Origin of the sequence: Geobacillus sp. CAMR5420 (assembly GCF_000691465.1) — a bacterium.
GTDB lineage: Bacteria > Bacillota > Bacilli > Bacillales > Anoxybacillaceae > Geobacillus > Geobacillus thermoleovorans.
In genome coordinates this window covers 73021-90389 of sequence record NZ_JHUS01000039.1, presented here as the reverse complement: position 1 = coordinate 90389, position 17369 = coordinate 73021, and the positions used below count along the sequence as shown (strand labels likewise).

19 protein-coding genes, 1 tRNA gene, 1 pseudogene and 1 riboswitch are annotated in these 17369 nt (G+C 56.9%); all 21 genes and pseudogenes read left to right on the top strand.

What is annotated here, in order from left to right:
* Positions 1-140 precede the first annotated feature (140 nt).
* The 21 genes and pseudogenes from DI44_RS07670 to DI44_RS07770 all read left to right on the top strand — a co-directional run bounded on the left by DI44_RS07670 (position 141) and on the right by DI44_RS07770 (position 17267).
* Positions 141-212 (top strand) — tRNA-Gln (locus DI44_RS07670).
* Between the two features lie 257 nt (positions 213-469).
* Entirely contained in the window at positions 470-955 is a 486-nt protein-coding gene (gene rraA, locus DI44_RS07675) for a ribonuclease E activity regulator RraA (RefSeq protein ID WP_008880144.1), read from the top strand.
* Between the two features lie 51 nt (positions 956-1006).
* Entirely contained in the window at positions 1007-1261 is a 255-nt protein-coding gene (locus DI44_RS07680) for a hypothetical protein (protein WP_008880145.1), read from the top strand.
* The gene (locus DI44_RS07685; protein ID WP_008880146.1) at positions 1251-1631 is read left to right on the top strand and encodes a retropepsin-like aspartic protease; all 381 of its coding nucleotides are present in this window, start codon (positions 1251-1253) and stop codon (positions 1629-1631) included. The genes DI44_RS07680 and DI44_RS07685 overlap by 11 nt, the downstream gene beginning before the upstream one ends.
* A pseudogene (locus DI44_RS07690) lies at positions 1571-1789 on the top strand (hypothetical protein); the annotation flags it as partial. The gene DI44_RS07685 and the pseudogene DI44_RS07690, both read left to right, overlap by 61 nt.
* A 60-nt stretch (positions 1790-1849) precedes the next feature.
* A riboswitch (cobalamin riboswitch) is annotated at positions 1850-2044 on the top strand.
* Between the two features lie 180 nt (positions 2045-2224).
* Positions 2225-2623: a (2Fe-2S) ferredoxin domain-containing protein gene (locus DI44_RS07695; RefSeq protein ID WP_033025443.1), complete on the top strand. Its 399-nt coding sequence runs from the start codon at positions 2225-2227 to the stop codon at positions 2621-2623.
* A gap of 27 nt (positions 2624-2650) precedes the next feature.
* Positions 2651-3367: an energy-coupling factor ABC transporter permease gene (locus DI44_RS07700; RefSeq protein WP_241766382.1), complete on the top strand. Its 717-nt coding sequence runs from the start codon at positions 2651-2653 to the stop codon at positions 3365-3367.
* Positions 3368-3371: 4 nt separating this feature from the next.
* Positions 3372-3665, top strand: a complete 294-nt coding sequence (locus tag DI44_RS07705) for an energy-coupling factor ABC transporter substrate-binding protein (protein ID WP_033025440.1) — start codon at positions 3372-3374, stop codon at positions 3663-3665.
* Positions 3649-4374 carry a CbiQ family ECF transporter T component gene (locus DI44_RS07710; protein WP_033025438.1) on the top strand — a complete coding sequence of 242 codons (726 nt, stop codon included), beginning with the start codon at positions 3649-3651 and terminating at the stop codon, positions 4372-4374. Before DI44_RS07705 ends, DI44_RS07710 begins: the two co-directional genes overlap by 17 nt.
* Entirely contained in the window at positions 4359-5168 is an 810-nt protein-coding gene (locus DI44_RS07715; RefSeq protein WP_198527195.1) for an ABC transporter ATP-binding protein, read from the top strand. Before DI44_RS07710 ends, DI44_RS07715 begins: the two co-directional genes overlap by 16 nt.
* A gap of 64 nt (positions 5169-5232) precedes the next feature.
* Complete coding sequence (gene cobJ / locus DI44_RS07720; RefSeq protein WP_033025434.1) at positions 5233-7014, top strand: precorrin-3B C(17)-methyltransferase; 1782 nt, start codon at positions 5233-5235, stop codon at positions 7012-7014.
* A gap of 35 nt (positions 7015-7049) precedes the next feature.
* A complete protein-coding gene (locus DI44_RS07725) occupies positions 7050-7880 on the top strand; it encodes a sirohydrochlorin chelatase (RefSeq protein ID WP_033025433.1) in 831 nt (276 codons plus the stop codon).
* Between the two features lie 22 nt (positions 7881-7902).
* The gene (gene cobK, locus DI44_RS07730; protein WP_033025432.1) at positions 7903-8679 is read left to right on the top strand and encodes a precorrin-6A reductase; all 777 of its coding nucleotides are present in this window, start codon (positions 7903-7905) and stop codon (positions 8677-8679) included.
* Positions 8680-8837: 158 nt separating this feature from the next.
* A complete protein-coding gene (locus DI44_RS07735) occupies positions 8838-9485 on the top strand; it encodes a precorrin-8X methylmutase (RefSeq protein WP_033025431.1) in 648 nt (215 codons plus the stop codon).
* Positions 9486-9491: 6 nt separating this feature from the next.
* Positions 9492-10610 carry a cobalt-precorrin-5B (C(1))-methyltransferase gene (locus tag DI44_RS07740; protein WP_033025430.1) on the top strand — a complete coding sequence of 373 codons (1119 nt, stop codon included), beginning with the start codon at positions 9492-9494 and terminating at the stop codon, positions 10608-10610.
* A complete protein-coding gene (locus DI44_RS07745) occupies positions 10576-11781 on the top strand; it encodes a bifunctional cobalt-precorrin-7 (C(5))-methyltransferase/cobalt-precorrin-6B (C(15))-methyltransferase (protein WP_033025428.1) in 1206 nt (401 codons plus the stop codon). Before DI44_RS07740 ends, DI44_RS07745 begins: the two co-directional genes overlap by 35 nt.
* Positions 11778-12479, top strand: a complete 702-nt coding sequence (gene cobI, locus DI44_RS07750; RefSeq protein WP_033025426.1) for a precorrin-2 C(20)-methyltransferase — start codon at positions 11778-11780, stop codon at positions 12477-12479. The genes DI44_RS07745 and cobI overlap by 4 nt, the downstream gene beginning before the upstream one ends.
* Complete coding sequence (gene cobM, locus DI44_RS07755; protein ID WP_033025425.1) at positions 12476-13249, top strand: precorrin-4 C(11)-methyltransferase; 774 nt, start codon at positions 12476-12478, stop codon at positions 13247-13249. Before cobI ends, cobM begins: the two co-directional genes overlap by 4 nt.
* Position 13250: 1 nt before the next feature.
* Entirely contained in the window at positions 13251-14450 is a 1200-nt protein-coding gene (locus DI44_RS07760) for a cobalamin biosynthesis protein (RefSeq protein WP_033025424.1), read from the top strand.
* Positions 14396-15763, top strand: coding sequence for a cobyrinate a,c-diamide synthase (locus tag DI44_RS07765; protein ID WP_033025423.1), 1368 nt, complete (start codon positions 14396-14398; stop codon positions 15761-15763). Before DI44_RS07760 ends, DI44_RS07765 begins: the two co-directional genes overlap by 55 nt.
* Positions 15756-17267 carry a cobyric acid synthase gene (locus tag DI44_RS07770; RefSeq protein WP_015374897.1) on the top strand — a complete coding sequence of 504 codons (1512 nt, stop codon included), beginning with the start codon at positions 15756-15758 and terminating at the stop codon, positions 17265-17267. Before DI44_RS07765 ends, DI44_RS07770 begins: the two co-directional genes overlap by 8 nt.
* Positions 17268-17369: the final 102 nt, after the last annotated feature.

The window sequence follows — 17369 nt, the reverse complement described above, 5'->3', positions numbered from 1 at the left end:
ACAAGTGCGAGGGAAAAACGAGGTGATATAGTGGGGAAAGGATGCTTGTACCGATAGTTTCGCACATCAAGCAAAGGGATATTCAGTTTGATGCATAAAGTGCGTTATCATGCCGCATACTGTAAACGACAACAAAACGTTGGGCTATAGCCAAGCGGTAAGGCAACGGACTTTGACTCCGTGATGCGCTGGTTCGAATCCAGCTAGCCCAGCTGAACGTCTGGTCAAACCGGAGGGGCTTTGAGCCGGTGAAAACGGTCTCCGCTATATATCGGCGCGGGGCCGTTTTTTATGGTTTCAATGCGATCGGTGGAATACATCGAAGCGATTGACGGCCACACAATGGTTTGGTTCACATCGCCGCGTTCGTGTCAGTCGTTCGAATGAAAGATCGTCGACAAAAAACTGCTGAGGCAGAAGGATTTTGGCGAATGACGGCGAATGCAAAACATGAAAGGGGAGAGCGACAATGAAAACAGCCGATTTATGCGATCAATTTTTAGACGAGTTGCAAGTATGCGAGTTGCCGTTCCAATCGTACGGCGGAAAGCGGGCGTTTTCCGGGCCGATTGCGACGGTCGATGTGTTTGAAGACAACGTCCTTGTCCGAGAAGCGCTGGAGACGGTGCCGCCGGGGACGGTGCTCGTGGTCGATGGAAAAGGCTCGCGCCGCGTCGCGCTATTAGGCGACCGGCTGGCGCAAATCGCTTGCGAGAGGGGGCTTGCTGGCGTCATCATCCACGGCTGCATCCGCGATTCAGCGGAAATTGGCGCCATGCCGATTGGCGTGATGGCGATCGGCACATGCCCGGTGAAAAGCAAAAAAGAGGGAAAAGGCTCACGCGACGTTGCGCTCGAGTTTGGCGGCGTCCGCTGGGAGCCAGGGGCGTACGTGTACGCTGATGCGGACGGCGTTGTCGTCGCCAACAAAGATTTGTTGGCGAAAAATGGTTGACGGCTGCGGTCGAGTCTCGTTCAATACAACGAACAGGTTGAGGCGATGGAGATGGAATGGCAGGAAGTGCGTTCATTGTATCCAAATCAATTTGTGAAATTACAAGTATTAAAGTCCCATTTAGAGGGAGATCAAGAAATCATTGAAGAGGTGGCTGTTATCGGAACGGTTTCGGACAAGGATGCAACTCGTGAGTTGCTGCAATCGAAAGGGAATCAGCTTGTTTATCATACTAGCCACAAGGAGATTGTTTTAAAAGTTCGGGGAGCGATTGGCCTGAGAGGGAAATTTCATTATGCAGATTGAATATCGTGAAGGCTTGCTGTTTGCATCGATCGAAATCGTTTATCAAGGAAGGTCTAAGTTGATTCATAATATGGTGATTGATACTGGTGCGGCGAAAACAGTGATTTCTCAAAATGCAGTAGAAGATATTCATTTGCGGGTAGAGCCGGGCGATCGTATTGTGGCTTATTACGGAATCGGTGGGAAAGAGTACGCGTTTACAAAAAAATTAGACTGTATTCAGCTAGATTCTTTCCAGCTAAGAGAGTATGAAATTGATTTTAGCGGGATGGACTATGAGGGGATTAACGGTTTGTTAGGATTGGATATATTGCTGGGCGCTGGATTTGTCTTAGACCTGGACAAGTTGGAGATGTATCGTTCTGGTTGAAATGGAACGCCCGCTCGAAATGCCAAAAAGAAGGAAAAGGCGCCCGCGACGTTGCGCTCGAGTTTGGCGGCGTCCGCTGGGAGCCAGGGGCGTACGTGTACGCTGATGCGGACGGCGTTGTCGTCGCCAACAAAGATTTGTCGGCAAAAAACGGTTGACGGCAACGCATTGGTTGTACTACGATGAAAACGGATGCTTGTTCCATGACAGCGCATATATGGCGGTAAGACAAACAAGGTGCCTAAGCCTGCTTAAGGGCTTGGGTGAAAAGGGAAGCCCGGTGAAAATCCGGCACGGTGCCCGCCACTGTGATGGAGAGCTTTGCGGCAACAAGTCACTGAAGGATGCTTCGGGAAGACGCCGCCAAGCGATGATCCTAAGTCAGGAGACCTGCCTTGTTTGGATCGGACGGATGCCTACGGGACTATAGGCAGACGTGCGGGAGAATGACGGCTTTAGGGGCCCTGTTTGGGCCGTTTACGGCTTTCGTATACATTTTTCTGCACCTCTGCTGTAGAGGTGCTTTTTCTTTTGTCGAAAAACCGTCCGTCTGCCGCATTTCATTCTACCATTCTAGCAAAAGGGGGGATTTGGTGGCGACGTGGGATTTGCGGGGAATGAAGCATCATGTGCTCATTTGCAACGGAGGGACGTGCCTCCGCCATGGCGGAGATGACGTGACAACCGCGGTGCGCGAGGAGATCGCCCGCCTCGGGCTTGACGATGCTGTCCATACAACAAGGACGCGCTGCAACGGACGATGCCAAGACGCGTGCGTGATGATCGTCTATCCACAAGGCGTTTGGTATCGACAGATGACGCCGGAGCGGGCAAAGGAGGTTGTGCGCGCCCATTTGGATGAGGGGCTGCCTCTTTTGGAATGGGCGACGTATGAATACGAAGGCGAATTGGTGTTGACGCCGGCCGGCCTGCGGGAGGCGCCAAGCGGAAAACGAAAAACCGAACATAGCGTGAAAGGAGTGAAGGGATAAATGAAGAGAGCGGTTCGATGGAGCGGAATGGCGGCTTTATTCACTGCTTATTTTTGGTTGACGAATGAAAATGAAGCGTATGCCATGCACATTATGGAAGGATTTTTGCCTGTCAAATGGGCGCTGTTTTGGTGGCTGCTGTTTTTGCCGTTCTTTGTGTTCGGATTGCGGCGGCTTGTGCATACGCTGAAGCAGCACCCCGAACATAAGCTTCTGATGGCGTTAGCTGGTGCGTTTACGTTTGTATTGTCGGCGCTGAAAATTCCATCCGTCACCGGCAGCAGCTCGCATCCGACCGGGATCGGCTTCGGCTCGGTTTTGTTTGGACCATGGGTGATGGTGGTGATCGGCACAGTCGTTCTTCTCTTTCAAGCGCTGCTTCTTGCCCACGGAGGAGTGACGACGCTTGGGGCCAATGCGATGTCGATGGCGATCGTCGGCCCGTTCGTCGCGTACGGAGTGTATCAACTGTGCCGAAAAGGGGCGGTATCCAATCGAGCGGCTTTGTTTCTTGCCGCTTGTTTGTCTGATTTGGCTACATATGTCATGACGTCCCTGCAGCTTGCCTTGGCGTTTCCGTCTCCTGATGGGGGAGTCACCGCCTCGTTTTTGAAATTCGCCGGCATTTTTGCCATTACTCAAGTGCCGTTGGCGGTGACGGAAGGCATCATAACGGTAATCGTCTGGAACTGGCTTTCCTCCTATCAAGCTTCTCCGCTGTTCCAAAAGGAAAAGGGGGCGTAATGCGATGAAGAAAAATGGCTTGCTCGTGTTGCTGGCTGCTTTGCTTGTCATCATTCCGCTTTGGTGGGCGCGCGGATCGGAATTCGGTGGAACGGACGATCAGGCGGAAAAAGCCATTCAAACGCTCAACCCGCATTACCGGCCGTGGTTTGAGTCGATCTTCACCCCTCCAGGCGGCGAAGTCGAAACGCTTCTGTTCTCGCTGCAAGCCGCGCTTGGCGCCGGCGTGATCGGCTACGTCGTCGGGTTGTACAAAGGGCGTTCGGAGCGGAAAAACAACCATGATTCGCGAGTTTGACCGTTGGGCGTATGACAACCGGCTGCGGGCATGGCGGGCGGAGTGGAAGCTGATCGTGGCGTTTGTTATGCTTGCCGTTGTCATGATGGGCGGCTGGCGCGAACAATGGCTTGTGCTCATCGGAATGGCGTATTGGATTGTCGCTCGCGCACGAGTGCCGTTTTCCGTGTATGGAAAAGCGATGCTCGCCGCCTCCGTTTTTTTAGGGCTCAGCCTGCTGACGCTCGTTGTGTCCGTGTCGGTTCCTTTTCAAATAACTTTCATCGACAGCCAGCTGCAGCCGGCTGCAAAGCTCGCCGTTCGCTCCCTTGCCGCCTGGTCGTGCTTGTTTTTCCTTCTCATTACGACGCCGGCGCCGGACTTGATTGCGGTGCTGAGGCGAATGCGGCTGCCGGCGGCGCTCGTGGAACTTTGTTTTCTTATGTATCGCTTTATCTTTTTGCTCGAGCAGGCGGCCGCAGAGCTGATGCTGGCATTGCGGGCCCGCAGCGGAGGAACGCATTGGCGGCATGGCGGGATGCTGATGTACCAACTGTGGGTGAAAACGTGGCAGTCGTATGAAGCGTTCAGCCGTTCGCTTGCGGCGCGTGGAGGCGTCGCGTCGGCCGGGCATACGCATCAGCGGGAAAAAGCGCATGTGCCTCTTGTCGATGTTGCGGCCGGCATCATCATGGCTTTGCTGCTTGGGTGGACATGGTGGAAAGGGTGAAAACGTTGCTGCTGCGGATGGAACGAGTGAAATACGCTTATCAAGCAGAACGGTATGTGCTGAATGGGATTGATTGGGAAATTCCAGAGCGAAAAAAATGCGCCTTGATCGGGCCAAACGGCTGCGGCAAAACGACGTTGTTTCTTCATTTGAACGGGCTGCTGCGGGCGCAGGAAGGAGCGGTGTATTGGAAAGGGCGCAACATGTACGAACGCGGCGCCGATTGGGCGCAATGGCGGCGTGAAGTCGGCATCGTCTTCCAAAACCCGGAGCACCAAATCCTCGCCCCGCTAGTGCGTGATGAATTGGCGATCAGCTTAGTCCATGCCGGAATCGATCGAGAAAAAATGGGGGAGGCGCTTGCCGCGATTACGGCGGAATACCATCTTCAATCTTGGCTGGACCGTCCGACCCATCAATTCAGTCTGGGACAGAAAAAATGGCTGACGCTCTGCTGTGCGATGGCGGCCAAACCGGACTTGCTCGTATTGGACGAACCGACCGCCTATTTGGATCAGCATCAGACAAAGCAGTTTCTCAAACAAATTGATGCCATTCACCGAGCGGGGACGACCGTGTTGATCGCCACCCATGACATGGATTTCGTCTGGCAGTGGGCGGATGTCGTCGCGGTCATGCACGAAGGGCGGATCGTGATGCAGGGGGCGCCCGAGGACGTATTCGCCGACCGCCAGCGGCTGCTGGACATTCGCTTGGATGTTCCGCTGTTTGTGCGGCTTTGGCAAGCGTGGCGGCCAGAGGAAAAGATCGTCCCCCGATGTGTTGCGCCGTGAAAGGGACATGAGCGGCGAATGTGGTGTGAAAAATGGGGGCTAGGCGGCAAAAGGAGGGATCATGATGAGCGGCAAATTGCTCATTGTCGGCTTTGGCCCGGGAAGCGTCGACCATATGACGAAACGGGCTCGGGAAGCGATTGAAGAAAGCGACGTCATCATCGGCTACAAAACGTACATCGAACTTGTGCGCGATCTGATTGTCGGAAAGGAAATCATCAGCACCGGCATGACGGAAGAGGTGAGCCGCGCCCAAGCGGCGGTGAAGTGGGCGGAGCGCGGCAAAACGGTCGCCGTCATCTCCAGCGGCGACGCCGGGTTGTACGGCATGGCCGGGCTCGTGTATGAAGTGTTGATTGAAAAAGGGTGGACGAAAGACAGCTCGATTGAAGTCGAGGTCATCCCCGGCATTTCCGCGATCCATTCGTGCGCCGCTTTGCTTGGAGCGCCGATTATGCACGATGCCTGTACGATCAGCTTGAGCGACCATTTGACGCCGTGGGAGCTGATTGAAAAGCGGATTGACGCCGCGGCGGCGGCCGATTTTGTCATTGCGTTGTACAATCCGAAAAGCGGGCGGCGCACTCGGCAGATTGTGGAGGCGCAACGCATCCTGCTCCGCCATCGTGCGCCGACAACGCCCGTTGGACTCGTGAAAAGTGCGTACCGCGAACGGCAGCATATCGTCCTCACCGACTTGGCGCATATGCTGGACCATGAAATCGGCATGTTGACGACGGTCATTATCGGCAACTCGACGACTTTTGTTCACGATGGGCTCATGATCACGCCGCGCGGCTACCAGCGCAAATACCAGTTGACCGCCGCCGTCCAGCCGCTCAAGCCGCATGAGCGGCTGCGCAAAGAGGCGGAGCCATGGGCGCTCGACCAGACGAAGCCGCTGAGAGAGCCGGATGAAGGGAACGGAGGAGCGCTTCAGCCGTTTGCTACAGCTGCCTCCGCTTTCGACGACGAGAAAGACCGTGGTTTTGCCGCCGTTGCGGTTTTGCCGCCAGCTGTGGACGCGGCGGCGAAGGAAGCTGGATTGGCACCGGCAGCTTCCGCTTTTCCGCTGCCGGAGGAGCCATTCGCCCAAATGGAAAACCGGCCGTCATCCACTCTGTTGCATCGGGTGAGAGAAACAGCGGAGGACGCGCTTGCAGCATTGGAAAGAAGAACGACAAAGAAGGCGTCCGCCGTGCTGTTCGAAGCGGCAGTGAGCCCAGGGGTGGCCAACAAGCAGTTCACCCCGGAACAGCTCATCGCGCTCGCCGAAGCGGTCGGACCGAACGGGAAAATGACGTACACGCCGGATCATTATATCAAAATCGAGCGGGTGACAGAGAATCCAAAAGGGCTTGTCGATCGGCTCGCTGCTGTCGGACTGATGGTGATGCCGGTCGGTGATGTGCTGACGGTGAAGGCATGCGACTTTTGCGATGGAGAGAAAAAAGACGCGATTCCATATGCCGAGGAATTGGCGCGGCGATTTGGCGGCATGGCGCTGCCGAAAGAGTTGAAGCTTGGCATCAACGGCTGCGGCATGGCATGCTACGGCGCGGTGCGCGAAGACATCGGGCTTGTGTACCGGAAAGGGAAATTTGACTTGTTTTTAGGCGGAAAAACGGTCGGCCGCAACGCCCATCCTGGCCAGCTCGTTGCGGAAGGCATCCCGCCGGAAGAGATGGTGGCCATTGTGGCGGACATCATTGAACAGTACAAAGAACATGCTCATCCGAACGAACGATTTCATAAATTTTTTGCCCGTGTGAAACAAATCGGCCGCTTTTCGTATGAGGAGGCCAAGACAGCGGCGAAGATCGAAACGCCGGCATGCGGTGAGTAACCTCGGATGGAGCGATATAAGAGAGGAGAACGAACATGAGAGCCATTTTGTTTGTCGGCCATGGAAGCCGCGACCCGGAAGGAAATGAGCAAGTACAGCAGTTTGTCGACCGCCTGCGGCCGCGTCTTTCTGCTTCTTTCCATGTTGAAACGAGTTTTCTAGAGTTTGGCCGCCCATCGATCAGCGAAGGAATCGCGCGGTGCGTTGAGGCCGGAGCGGCGGAAGTGGCGGTCATTCCGCTCATTTTATTGCCGGCTGGGCATTCGAAGCTGCACATCCCGGCGGAAATCGATGAGGCGAAAAAACGCTATCCGCACATCATGTTTCGATATGGACGGCCGATCGGCGTTCATGAGCAGACGTTCGCGATTTTGCGCGAGCGTCTGCAAGAAATCGGCGAGCGGCCGGAAGAGCCAGACGACGGCACAGCGGTCATTTTGCTCGGCCGCGGCGGGAGCGACCCGGACGCGAACAGCGACTTGTATAAAATCGCCCGCTTGTTTTGGGAACAAACGGGCTATGCGCTCATCGAGCCGGCGTTTATGGGGGTGACGACGCCGTCGCTTGATGACGCCGTCCGCCGCTGTCTCATGCTCGGAGCTAGGCGGATCATTGTTCTTCCGTATTTTTTATTCACCGGCATCCTGATTAAGCGGCTTGAGCAGCAAGTGGCGCAATACCAAGCTGAGCACTCGCATATCTCGTTTGCGCTTGCCGGCTATTTTGGATTTCATCCGAAGCTTGAGGAGATCGTGCTTGACCGCCTGCAAGAAGTGCTCGATCAAACGGTGGCGATGAACTGCGATGTCTGTCAATACCGGCTGCACGTTTCTCACCATCATCATCACCATCACCATCATCACTAAAAAACAAAAAGGGGGAGCGCTGATGATTTTGATGTTGGCAGGGACGAGCGATGCCCGCGAATTGGCGGTGATGATCCAACAAGCCGGCTATAACGTAACCGCGACGGTCGTCACCGATCACGCGGCCGAACAGCTTCGGTCATCCGGCATTCGCGCCTATGTCGGCCGCTTGGATGCGTCCCAGCTTGCTGATCTGGCCAAAGCCGAGGGAGCCAAAGCGATTGTCGATGCGAGCCATCCATTTGCGGAGGAGGCGTCGAAAAACGCCATGCAAGCGGCAGCAGACGCCGGGTTGCCCTACATTCGCTACGAGCGGCAGGCGTCTTCGCTTTCATCCGAGAAGGTGACGTTTGTCGATAGCTATGAAGAAGCCGCCGAGCTGGCGGCGGAAAAAGGCGGCGTCGTGATGCTGACGACCGGCAGCAAAACGCTTGACATTTTCGCCGCGAGGCTCATCGGTCGCCCGGACGTCAAGGTGATTGCACGGATGCTCCCGAGAAAAGACAATTTGGACAAATGCGAGCGTCTTGGGTTTTCCCAAGAGCAGATCGTCATGATGCAAGGGCCGTTTACGAAAGAGCTCGATCGGGCGCTATACCGCCATTTCGGCGTCACGGTCGTCGTCACGAAAGAAAGCGGCAAAGTCGGGTTTGTCGATGAGAAAATCGCTGCCGCCGAGGAGCTCGGCATCGAGGTCATCGTCATCCGCCGCCCACGGTTGTCATACGGCATCGTGCATCACGATTTTGCCGGCGTGCTCGATGCGTTGAAGCAACATGCGCCGCTTCCAACCGTGTAAAACGTGTTTTCTGAAAAAACAGCAAAACGTTTTTCGCGCCAATGGCGTCCCATGCGTCTGAGCTTGTTGCCTTCATGCGGGAAGCGAAGCGCACGGATGGAAGGAATGGGCTTCTAGCGGCCGCTCATGCAAGCGATCATGAAGAAAGGAGAATTGTCATGGACTTCCATACAACATTTCGTCCGGCGACGGTGCAGCCGGGACAAATTGAAGCGCGCAGCTTTCAAATCATTGATGAAGAGATCGGCGAGCATTCATTTACGGAAGAACAATACCGAATCGTTCAGCGCGTCATCCATGCATCGGCTGATTTTGAGCTGGGCAAAAGCCTCATTTTCCACCCGGATGCGATCCGCTCAGGCATTGACGCCATTCGCAGCGGCAAGCTCGTCGTCGCCGATGTGCAAATGGTGCAAGCCGGCGTCAATCAAGCGCGGCTTGCGAAGTTCGGCAGCGCAGTGCGCGTCTATATTTCTGATGAAGACGTGATCGCGGAAGCGAAACGGTTGAATACGACGAGGGCGATTGTGGCGATGCGCAAAGCGGTGAAAGAAGCGGAAGGCGGCATTTTTGCCATCGGCAACGCTCCGACTGCGCTGTTGGAGCTCATTCGCCTCATCAAAGAAGGAGAGGCGCGGCCGGGATTGGTGATCGGCTTGCCGGTCGGATTCGTCTCGGCGGCGGAATCGAAAGAAGAATTGGCGAAGCTCGATGTGCCGTTCATCACCAACCGCGGCCGCAAAGGAGGAAGCACCGTGACTGTCGCCGCCTTGAATGCGTTATCGCTGCTTGCCGAGCGGGCGTGACGAACGATGGAAACGAAAAAAACGCTGCGTGAAGGGTATACGACCGGATCGTGCGCGACAGCGGCCACGAAAGCCGCGCTCACGGCGCTCATCACTGGCCAAGTGCAGGCGGAGGCGACGATCCGGCTTCCGATCGGGCGGGTGGTGACCTTTTCGCTCGCCTCTTGTTCGTTCGATGGCGAAACGGCGACGGCCTCGGTCGTGAAGGATGGCGGCGATGACCCAGATGCGACGCACGGCGCGCTCATCGTTTCCACTGTCTCATGGACCTCGTCGCCGGGCGTTCATATCGATGGCGGTGAAGGGGTCGGACGCGTCACGAAACCGGGGCTGCCGGTGCCGGTCGGGGAAGCGGCGATCAATCCAGTGCCGCGGCAAATGATCCGCGAAGCAGTCAACGAAGTGCTGACGCAATACGGTCTACATCGCGGGGTGAAGGTCGTCATTTCTGTGCCCGGCGGCGAGGAAATCGCCAAAAAAACGTTGAACCCGAGACTAGGCATCATTGGCGGCATTTCGATTTTGGGGACGCGCGGCATCGTCGTTCCGTTCTCCACCGCCGCCTACCGGGCGAGCATCGTGCAGGCGCTTCAAGTGGCGAAAGCGAACGGCTGCCGCCATGTTGTCATCACGACCGGGGGACGGAGCGAGAAATACGCCATGCAAGAATATCCACATTTGCCGGAAGAAGCGTTTATCGAAATGGGCGATTTTGTCGGCTTTACGCTGAAACAATGCAAACGGCTTGGCATCAAGATAGTGTCGATGGTCGGGATGATGGGGAAATTTTCGAAAGTCGCTCAAGGAGTGATGATGGTGCACTCGAAAAGCGCCCCGGTCGACTTTGGCTTTTTGGCTGCCATCGCCGAGCAGGCAGGTGCTGGTCCAGAACTGGTGGCTGCGGTGCGCGGCGCGAACACGGCGGCGCAAGTGGGCGACATGATGCAAGAGGCTGGTTGCACGAAGTTTTTCGAGCTTTTGTGCGAAGCGTGCTGCCAGGCGGCGCTTCACGAAGTGGGAGGCGGCCTGACGGTGGCGACGTCCATTTACACCATGAACGGACAACGATTAGGAAAGGCGGTGCAGACCGATGGGGACGATGAAGTTGATCGGTGTCGGTGCTGATGGGCAAGCAAGTCTTCCTGAGCTGTATCGACGCTGGATTGATGAAAGCGAGCTGCTTGTCGGCGGCGAACGGCAGCTGGCGATGTTTCCTGAATACAAAGGAGAAACGATCGTCATCCGCCGCGGACTGGCGGAGCTGGTGGAGCGGCTCCGCCATGAGACGCGCAACACGGTCGTGCTTGCTTCCGGCGATCCGCTCTTTTACGGCATCGGCAGCTATTTGGCCGGCAAATTGCCGATCGACGTGTATCCGGCCGTCAGCTCGGTGCAATGGGCGTTTGCGAAAATGGGCGAGTCTTGGCAAGACGCGGCGTTTGTCAGCGTCCATGGCCGGCCGCTCACCGGCTTGGCTCAGCGGATCGACGGGCGGCGCAAAGTCGCCATCTTAACCGATGAGACGAACTCGCCGGCCGCCATCGCCCGCTATTTGCTCGAGTACGGCATGACGGAATATGAGGCGTTTGTCGGCGAGGAGCTCGGCGGGCCGAACGAGCGATGCCGGTTTTTCAAGCTAGAAGAAATGGCAGAAACCGAGTTTCTTCCATTAAATATAGTCATTTTGCGGCAAACCGCTCCCGGTCCGGTTTGGCCGCTCGGCATTGACGATGATGAATTTTTCCAACGCAAGCCGGACAAAGGGCTGATTACAAAGAAAGAAATTCGCGTCTTAAGCGTAAGCGCCTTGCGCTTGCGCCCGGACAGCGTCGTCTGGGACATTGGGACGTGCACCGGTTCGGTGGCGATTGAAGCGGCGAAAATCGCCCGCGACGGGGCGGTGTTTGCGATTGAAAAAAATGAATACGACCTTGAGATCTGCCGGCAAAACTTGCGCAAATTCCGCGTTGACATCACGCTTGTGCACGGCAGGGCGCCCGATCGGCTCGATGAGTTTGCCGACCCGGATGCCATCTTTATCGGCGGCACGTCAGGCGCGATGTCGCCGTTGTTGGACGTCTGTGCGAAACGGCTGAAGAAAAATGGACGCATCGTCATCAACGCGGCAACGGTTGAGACGCTTGCTGAGGCGGCTCGGGAGTTGCGCAGCCGTGGTTTTCATGTTGACATCACGCTCGCGCAAGTGTCGCGAAGCAAGCCCATTTTAGAGTTGACGCGCTTTGAGGCGCTCAATCCGGTGTATATCATGACAGCCAAGCGGGAGGGAGACGAATGACCGGCACGTTGTACGGCATCGGTGTTGGCCCGGGCGATCCGGAGCTCATGACGGTGAAAGCATACCGCCGCCTAAAAGAAGCGGATGTCATCGCCTATCCAAAAAAAGGGCGGCAAAGCAAAAGCTATGCGGAACAAATTATTGATGCGTATTTTGCGCCAGAGGAAAAACGGCGGCTTGGCCTGCATTTTCCGATGACAAAAGACCGAGCCGTGCTGGAGCCGAAGTGGAACGAGGCGGCGGACGCCATTTGGGCGGAGCTGTCGGCCGGGCGCGATGTCGCGTTTGTGACCGAAGGCGATCCGCTGTTGTACAGCACGTTCATTCATTTGATGCACGTGATGGAGCGCCGCTATCCGGAAGCGCCGATTGAAGTCGTCCCCGGCGTCAGTTCGGCCAACGCTGCTGCCGCTAGGCTTCGTCTGCCGCTGGCGGATGGTGATGAAACTGTGGCGATCGTGCCCGCCCGCGACGATGTTGAGGCGATGAAAGCAGTGCTTCTTCGTCACGATTGCGTTGTCTTTTTTAAAGTGGCGAAAGTGATCGATTTGCTGGTTCGTCTGTTGCGGGAACTCGATTTGCTTCATCGCGCCGCTGTTGTGACGAAAGTGACGTCCGGCGAGGAAGTCGTGTGGAAGGTCGAGGAGCTCGACGGAGCGGAGCTCGAATATTTGACATTGATGGTGGTGAGAAAGTGAAGCTGTATATCGTAGGAGCGGGGCCGGGAGCGCCGGATTTGATCACGGTTCGCGGCGCCGAGCTTCTCGCTGCTGCCGACGCCATTTTTTACACAGACTCGCTAGTGAGCGCGGAATTGATCGAGCGCTACCGGAAGCCGGAAGCGGAGGTGTTTCATACGGCCGGCATGCATTTGGAGCAAATGGTGGCGATGATGGCCGACAAGGTGAGACAAGGCCGGCTCGTCGTGCGCGTCCATACCGGTGATCCATCGATTTACGGGGCGACGCTCGAGCAAATCGCCTTGTTGAAAGAAGAAGGAATTGAAGTGGAAATCGTCCCCGGCGTCAGTTCGGCGTTTGCCGCCGCGGCCGCCGTGCAGGCGGAGCTCACCGTTCCGGAATTGACGCAGACGGTCATTTTCACCCGCGCCGAGGGGCGGACGCCGATGCCGCCGCGTGAGAAATTGCAGGAGCTGGCGCAGCATCATTGCACGCTCGTTCTTTTTTTAAGCGCGACGCTTGCCAAAAAAGTAAGCGCGGCGCTCCTTGAAGCGGGCTGGAGCGGTGATACGCCTGTCGCGATCGTCTATAAGGCGACATGGCCGGATGAAGTTGTGATTCGTTCCACCGTTGCCACAATGGCTGACGATATGCGGCGCCATGGTGTGACGAAACACGCGATCATGTTGGCCGGTTGGGCGCTCGATCCCCATATTCATGAGCGCGGCTACCGTTCGAAGCTGTACGACCGCACGTTTACGCACGGATATCGAAAGGGGGAGAAGTAAGGTGGGGGCTACTGCCGCGAACAACGAAAGACACGGCGCCTATGCTGTCGTGGCCATTACGAAACACGGGGTCGAGATCGCCCGACGCCTTGGAGGCGCTCTTGCGGGAGCGGACGTTTATTATACGGATAAATTCGCCCGCGGCGATGAAGCCAAGCACGGGATCCGCTTGTTTTCCGGCAACGTCAGGGCCTTGTTGCCGGAGTTGTTCGCCCGCTATGACGGACTCATTTGCATCATTTCGCTCGGCGCTGTCGTGCGGATGATCGCTCCGCTGTTAAAAGACAAAAAGACCGATCCTGCGGTCGTGGTGATCGATGATAAGGCTGAACATGTGATCAGTGTTCTTTCCGGCCATTTGGGCGGAGCGAACGAACTGACGCGGCGCGTTGCTGCCATTTTAAGCGCCCGCCCGGTCATTACGACCGCTTCTGACGTGCAGCAGACAATCGCCGTCGATCTGTTCGGTCGCCAGTTCGGCTGGGAATGGGAATCGGCCGACAAGCTGACACCGGTGAGCGCCGCGGTCGTGAACGAAGAGCCGGTGGCGATCGTGCAAGAGTCGGGGGAAGCCGGCTGGTGGCCGGAGGGCCGGACGCTGCCGAAAAACATCACCGTGTACGGCTCAATCGCGGAAGCGCTCGCTGCCCGCCCGGCGGCCGCGCTTGTGGTCACTCATCGCCTGCTTGCGCCGGAAGAAGAGGCCATTTTGCAAAACGGCGTCTTGTATCGCCCGAAAGTGATCGCCCTTGGCATCGGCTGCAACCGCGGCACATCGGCTGACGAAATCGAAGCGGTCATCCATGAGACGCTCAATGAGCTGCGCTTTTCGATGAAAAGCGTCAAAGCGGTGTGCACCATTGATTTGAAAAAGGATGAACAAGGCCTTTTGGAGGTAGTCAACAAATATAGATGGGAATTGGTTGCGTATACGCCAGAAGAGCTGAACACGGTGCCGATCGAAGCGCCGTCGGAAACGGTGTACCGCTACACCGGCGCATATGGGGTGAGCGAGCCCGCGGCGAAATTGTACAGCGGGGCCGATCGGCTGGCGCTGGTGAAAAAGAAGTCCGGCAATGTGACGATTTCCGTGGCGCTCATCGATCATCAAAAGAAAGCGACCATGCAGGGAAAGGGGAAAGAGGCATGCGACGGCTTGTCATCGCCGCACCGGGAAGCGGCGCCGGCAAAACGACCGTGACGCTTGGGTTGATGGCGGCCATGAGGCAGCAAGGATATACGGTGCAAGGGTTTAAATGCGGTCCGGACTACATCGACCCGACTTACCATACGGCTGTGACCGGCCGGCCGGCGCGCAACTTGGACAGTTGGATGATGGGAAGCGAAGCGGTCAAAACGGTGCTCGCCAACGGTTGTCAAGGGGCTGATATCGCCATCATCGAGGGGGTGATGGGGCTGTTTGACGGGAAACAGCCGCTTTCTGACGAGGGGTCGACGGCTGAAATCACCGTGTTGACCGAAAGCCCGGTGCTGCTTGTCATTGACGCCGCTGGCATGGCCCGCAGCGCCGCCGCCATCGTCCGCGGATTTCAAACGTTTCACCCGGATGTCCGCATCGCCGGCGTATTTGCCAACCGCGTCGGCAGCGAAGGGCATTTCCGGCTGATTGAGGCGGCCATCGAGCAAATGTGCGGCATCCCGGCGGTCGGTTATTTGCCAAAAGACGAGGCTCTGACGTTGCCCGAGCGGCATTTAGGGCTCGTACCGTCGGTGGAGCGCGGCGAATTGGATGCTTTTTTTGCCGCCCTTGGGGAAAAAGTAGCGGAAACAGTCGATTGGGAGGCGCTGCTTCAAATCGCCGAGTCCGCTCCGCCTCTGGAGGCGCCTGCGCCGCTTGTCCAGCCAAGCCGGACGTATCCGGTTCGCATCGCGGTGGCGAAGGATGCCGCCTTCCACTTTTACTATCCAGAAAACTTGGAGATATTGGCCGCCTATGGCGCGGAACTTGTTTATTTCTCCCCGCTCGCCGGCGAGCCGCTTCCGGATGGGGTGAACGGATTGTATATCGGCGGCGGGTTTCCGGAAGAGTTTGCCGCCGAGCTCGCCAGGCAAGCCGCGGTCAAACAGTCGATCCGCGCCGCCATCGAACACGGGTTGCCGACGTTGGCCGAATGCGGCGGGTTTATGTTTCTCACCGAACAGCTTGTTGCGACGGACGGTGCGGCCTATGAGATGGCGGGCGTCATCCCGGGGAAGGTCGTGATGAAGACGAAGCTCGCGGCGCTTGGGTATCGCGAAGTGCGCGGGCGGAAAGGGAATTTTCTATTGCCGGAAGGAGAAACAGCGCGCGGGCATGAATTTCACTATTCCGTGTACGAACCGCGGGGCGAGGTGCCGTTTGCCTACGAAACGAGCGGCCGGAAAGGAACGAAGCCTGACGGTTATTTGGCGCACCGGCTTGTCGCCGGCTATGTCCATTTTCATTTCGCGTCCGCCCCGGCGATGGTTGAGCGGTGGCTCGCCGAATGCGAGAAGGTGACCATCAATGGCTAAGGCGCTGCCGATTATGTTTCAAGGCACCCATTCTGATGCCGGCAAAAGCGTCATCGCCACCGCGTTTTGCCGCATGTTCGCCCAAGACGGCTGGAAGACGGCGCCGTTCAAGTCGCAAAACATGTCGTTAAACTCCTACGTGACGCCGGACGGAAACGAAATCGGGCGGGCGCAAGGAATTCAGGCCGAAGCGGCCGGAGTGGCGGCGCGCGCCGAGATGAATCCGATTTTGATTAAGCCAAGCCGCGAGCATGAATCGCAAATCGTTGTGCTTGGCAAACCGTACGGCAATATGCAGGCGTTCGCTTACCGGAACGAGTTTTTCCACCAAGGGCTGGCCGTCATCCGTCAGTCGCTCGAAACGTTGATGAACGAGTATGACCGGATTGTCATTGAAGGAGCGGGAAGCCCGGCGGAAGTAAACTTAAACGACCGCGAGTTGGTCAACATGCGCATCGCCCGTCTCGCCAACGCCCCGGTCGTGTTGATCGGCGATATTGAGCGGGGCGGGGTGTTCGCGAGCCTCGTTGGAACGCTGTCGCTGCTTGAGCCTGAGGACCGAAAGCGGGTCATTGGGGTCATCATTAACAAGTTTCGCGGCGATGTGGCGCTGCTTAAGCCGGGGCTCGATTGGTTTGAGCAGCACACCGGCGTGCCGGTGCTTGGCGTCGTTCCATATTTGCCTGATTTGGCGATCGATGCTGAAGATTCGCTGTCGCTTGAGCGGTTTGCTTCATCTGTCGGGGGAGAGGAAGCGATTGATGTCGCTGTCATCCGCTGTCCGAAAATCGCCAATTTCACCGACATCGACCCGCTGCTGGCAGAACCGGACTGCCGCGTCCGGTTGGTGACGCACGTCGACGAGCTTGGAGCGCCGGATGTGATCGTGCTTCCCGGCAGCAAAAACACGATCGAAGACTTGATTTATATGAAGAAAAGAGGACTCGCTTCCCGCATTGTGTCGCTTGTCAATGAAGGAAAAGCGAGAGTCGTCGGCTTATGCGGCGGCTACCAAATGCTTGGCGCTGTCATCCGCGATCCGTATGGAGTCGAGACGCCGCTCCCCGAAGTAAAAGGACTTGGTTTGCTGCCGATTGAAACGACGCTTGAGCGGACGAAAATCACGATCCGTACGGAAGGGATGCTTACGTGGGCGGGCGAGCGGTTTTCGGTGCAAGGATACGAGATTCATATGGGCCGCTCGGCGCCGCTTCCTGGCTATGCGCCGCTTATTGAGGCGGACGGCCGCCATGAAGGGGCGAAGCACAGTGATGAGCGGGTGCTGGGCACGTACATGCACGATTTGTTTCATAACGATGCGTTCCGCACCGCGTTTTTCAACAACATTCGCCGCCAAAAAGGAATCGCTCCTTCTGGCGTCCGACTCTTTCGCTCGCTCAAAGAAAAGGCGTTCGACCGGCTTGCCGCTCATGTCCGCCAGCACGTGGCGGTCGAGCGGATCGAACAGATGATGCGTCAATTTGGCTGTCGCGATCACAGTTGAAGTCCAACAACGGGAAGACACCAAGGCAATGGGCGTTGATTTGGGACTTCGTTATATCGCCGTTGCCAGCATTGGAACGAAATCGTTGTTTTTCAAGGACAG

Bases quoted from the DNA above. Each gene is read 5' to 3' on its own strand.
- DI44_RS07740 (WP_033025430.1), top strand. From the start codon at position 9,492: ATGGAAACGAAAAAAACGCTGCGTGAAGGGTATACGACCGGATCGTGC.
- DI44_RS07705 (WP_033025440.1), top strand. From the start codon at position 3,372: ATGAAGAAAAATGGCTTGCTCGTGTTGCTGGCTGCTTTGCTTGTCATC.
- DI44_RS07725 (WP_033025433.1), top strand. From the start codon at position 7,050: ATGAGAGCCATTTTGTTTGTCGGCCATGGAAGCCGCGACCCGGAAGGA.
- DI44_RS07710 (WP_033025438.1), top strand. From the start codon at position 3,649: ATGATTCGCGAGTTTGACCGTTGGGCGTATGACAACCGGCTGCGGGCA.
- rraA (WP_008880144.1), top strand. From the start codon at position 470: ATGAAAACAGCCGATTTATGCGATCAATTTTTAGACGAGTTGCAAGTA.
- cobJ (WP_033025434.1), top strand. From the start codon at position 5,233: ATGAGCGGCAAATTGCTCATTGTCGGCTTTGGCCCGGGAAGCGTCGAC.
- DI44_RS07700 (WP_241766382.1), top strand. From the start codon at position 2,651: ATGGCGGCTTTATTCACTGCTTATTTTTGGTTGACGAATGAAAATGAA.
- DI44_RS07765 (WP_033025423.1), top strand. From the start codon at position 14,396: ATGCGACGGCTTGTCATCGCCGCACCGGGAAGCGGCGCCGGCAAAACG.
- cobI (WP_033025426.1), top strand. From the start codon at position 11,778: ATGACCGGCACGTTGTACGGCATCGGTGTTGGCCCGGGCGATCCGGAG.
- DI44_RS07770 (WP_015374897.1), top strand. From the start codon at position 15,756: ATGGCTAAGGCGCTGCCGATTATGTTTCAAGGCACCCATTCTGATGCC.
- DI44_RS07715 (WP_198527195.1), top strand. From the start codon at position 4,359: ATGGTGGAAAGGGTGAAAACGTTGCTGCTGCGGATGGAACGAGTGAAA.
- DI44_RS07735 (WP_033025431.1), top strand. From the start codon at position 8,838: ATGGACTTCCATACAACATTTCGTCCGGCGACGGTGCAGCCGGGACAA.
- DI44_RS07680 (WP_008880145.1), top strand. From the start codon at position 1,007: ATGGAATGGCAGGAAGTGCGTTCATTGTATCCAAATCAATTTGTGAAA.
- DI44_RS07685 (WP_008880146.1), top strand. From the start codon at position 1,251: ATGCAGATTGAATATCGTGAAGGCTTGCTGTTTGCATCGATCGAAATC.
- DI44_RS07745 (WP_033025428.1), top strand. From the start codon at position 10,576: ATGGGGACGATGAAGTTGATCGGTGTCGGTGCTGATGGGCAAGCAAGT.
- cobK (WP_033025432.1), top strand. From the start codon at position 7,903: ATGATTTTGATGTTGGCAGGGACGAGCGATGCCCGCGAATTGGCGGTG.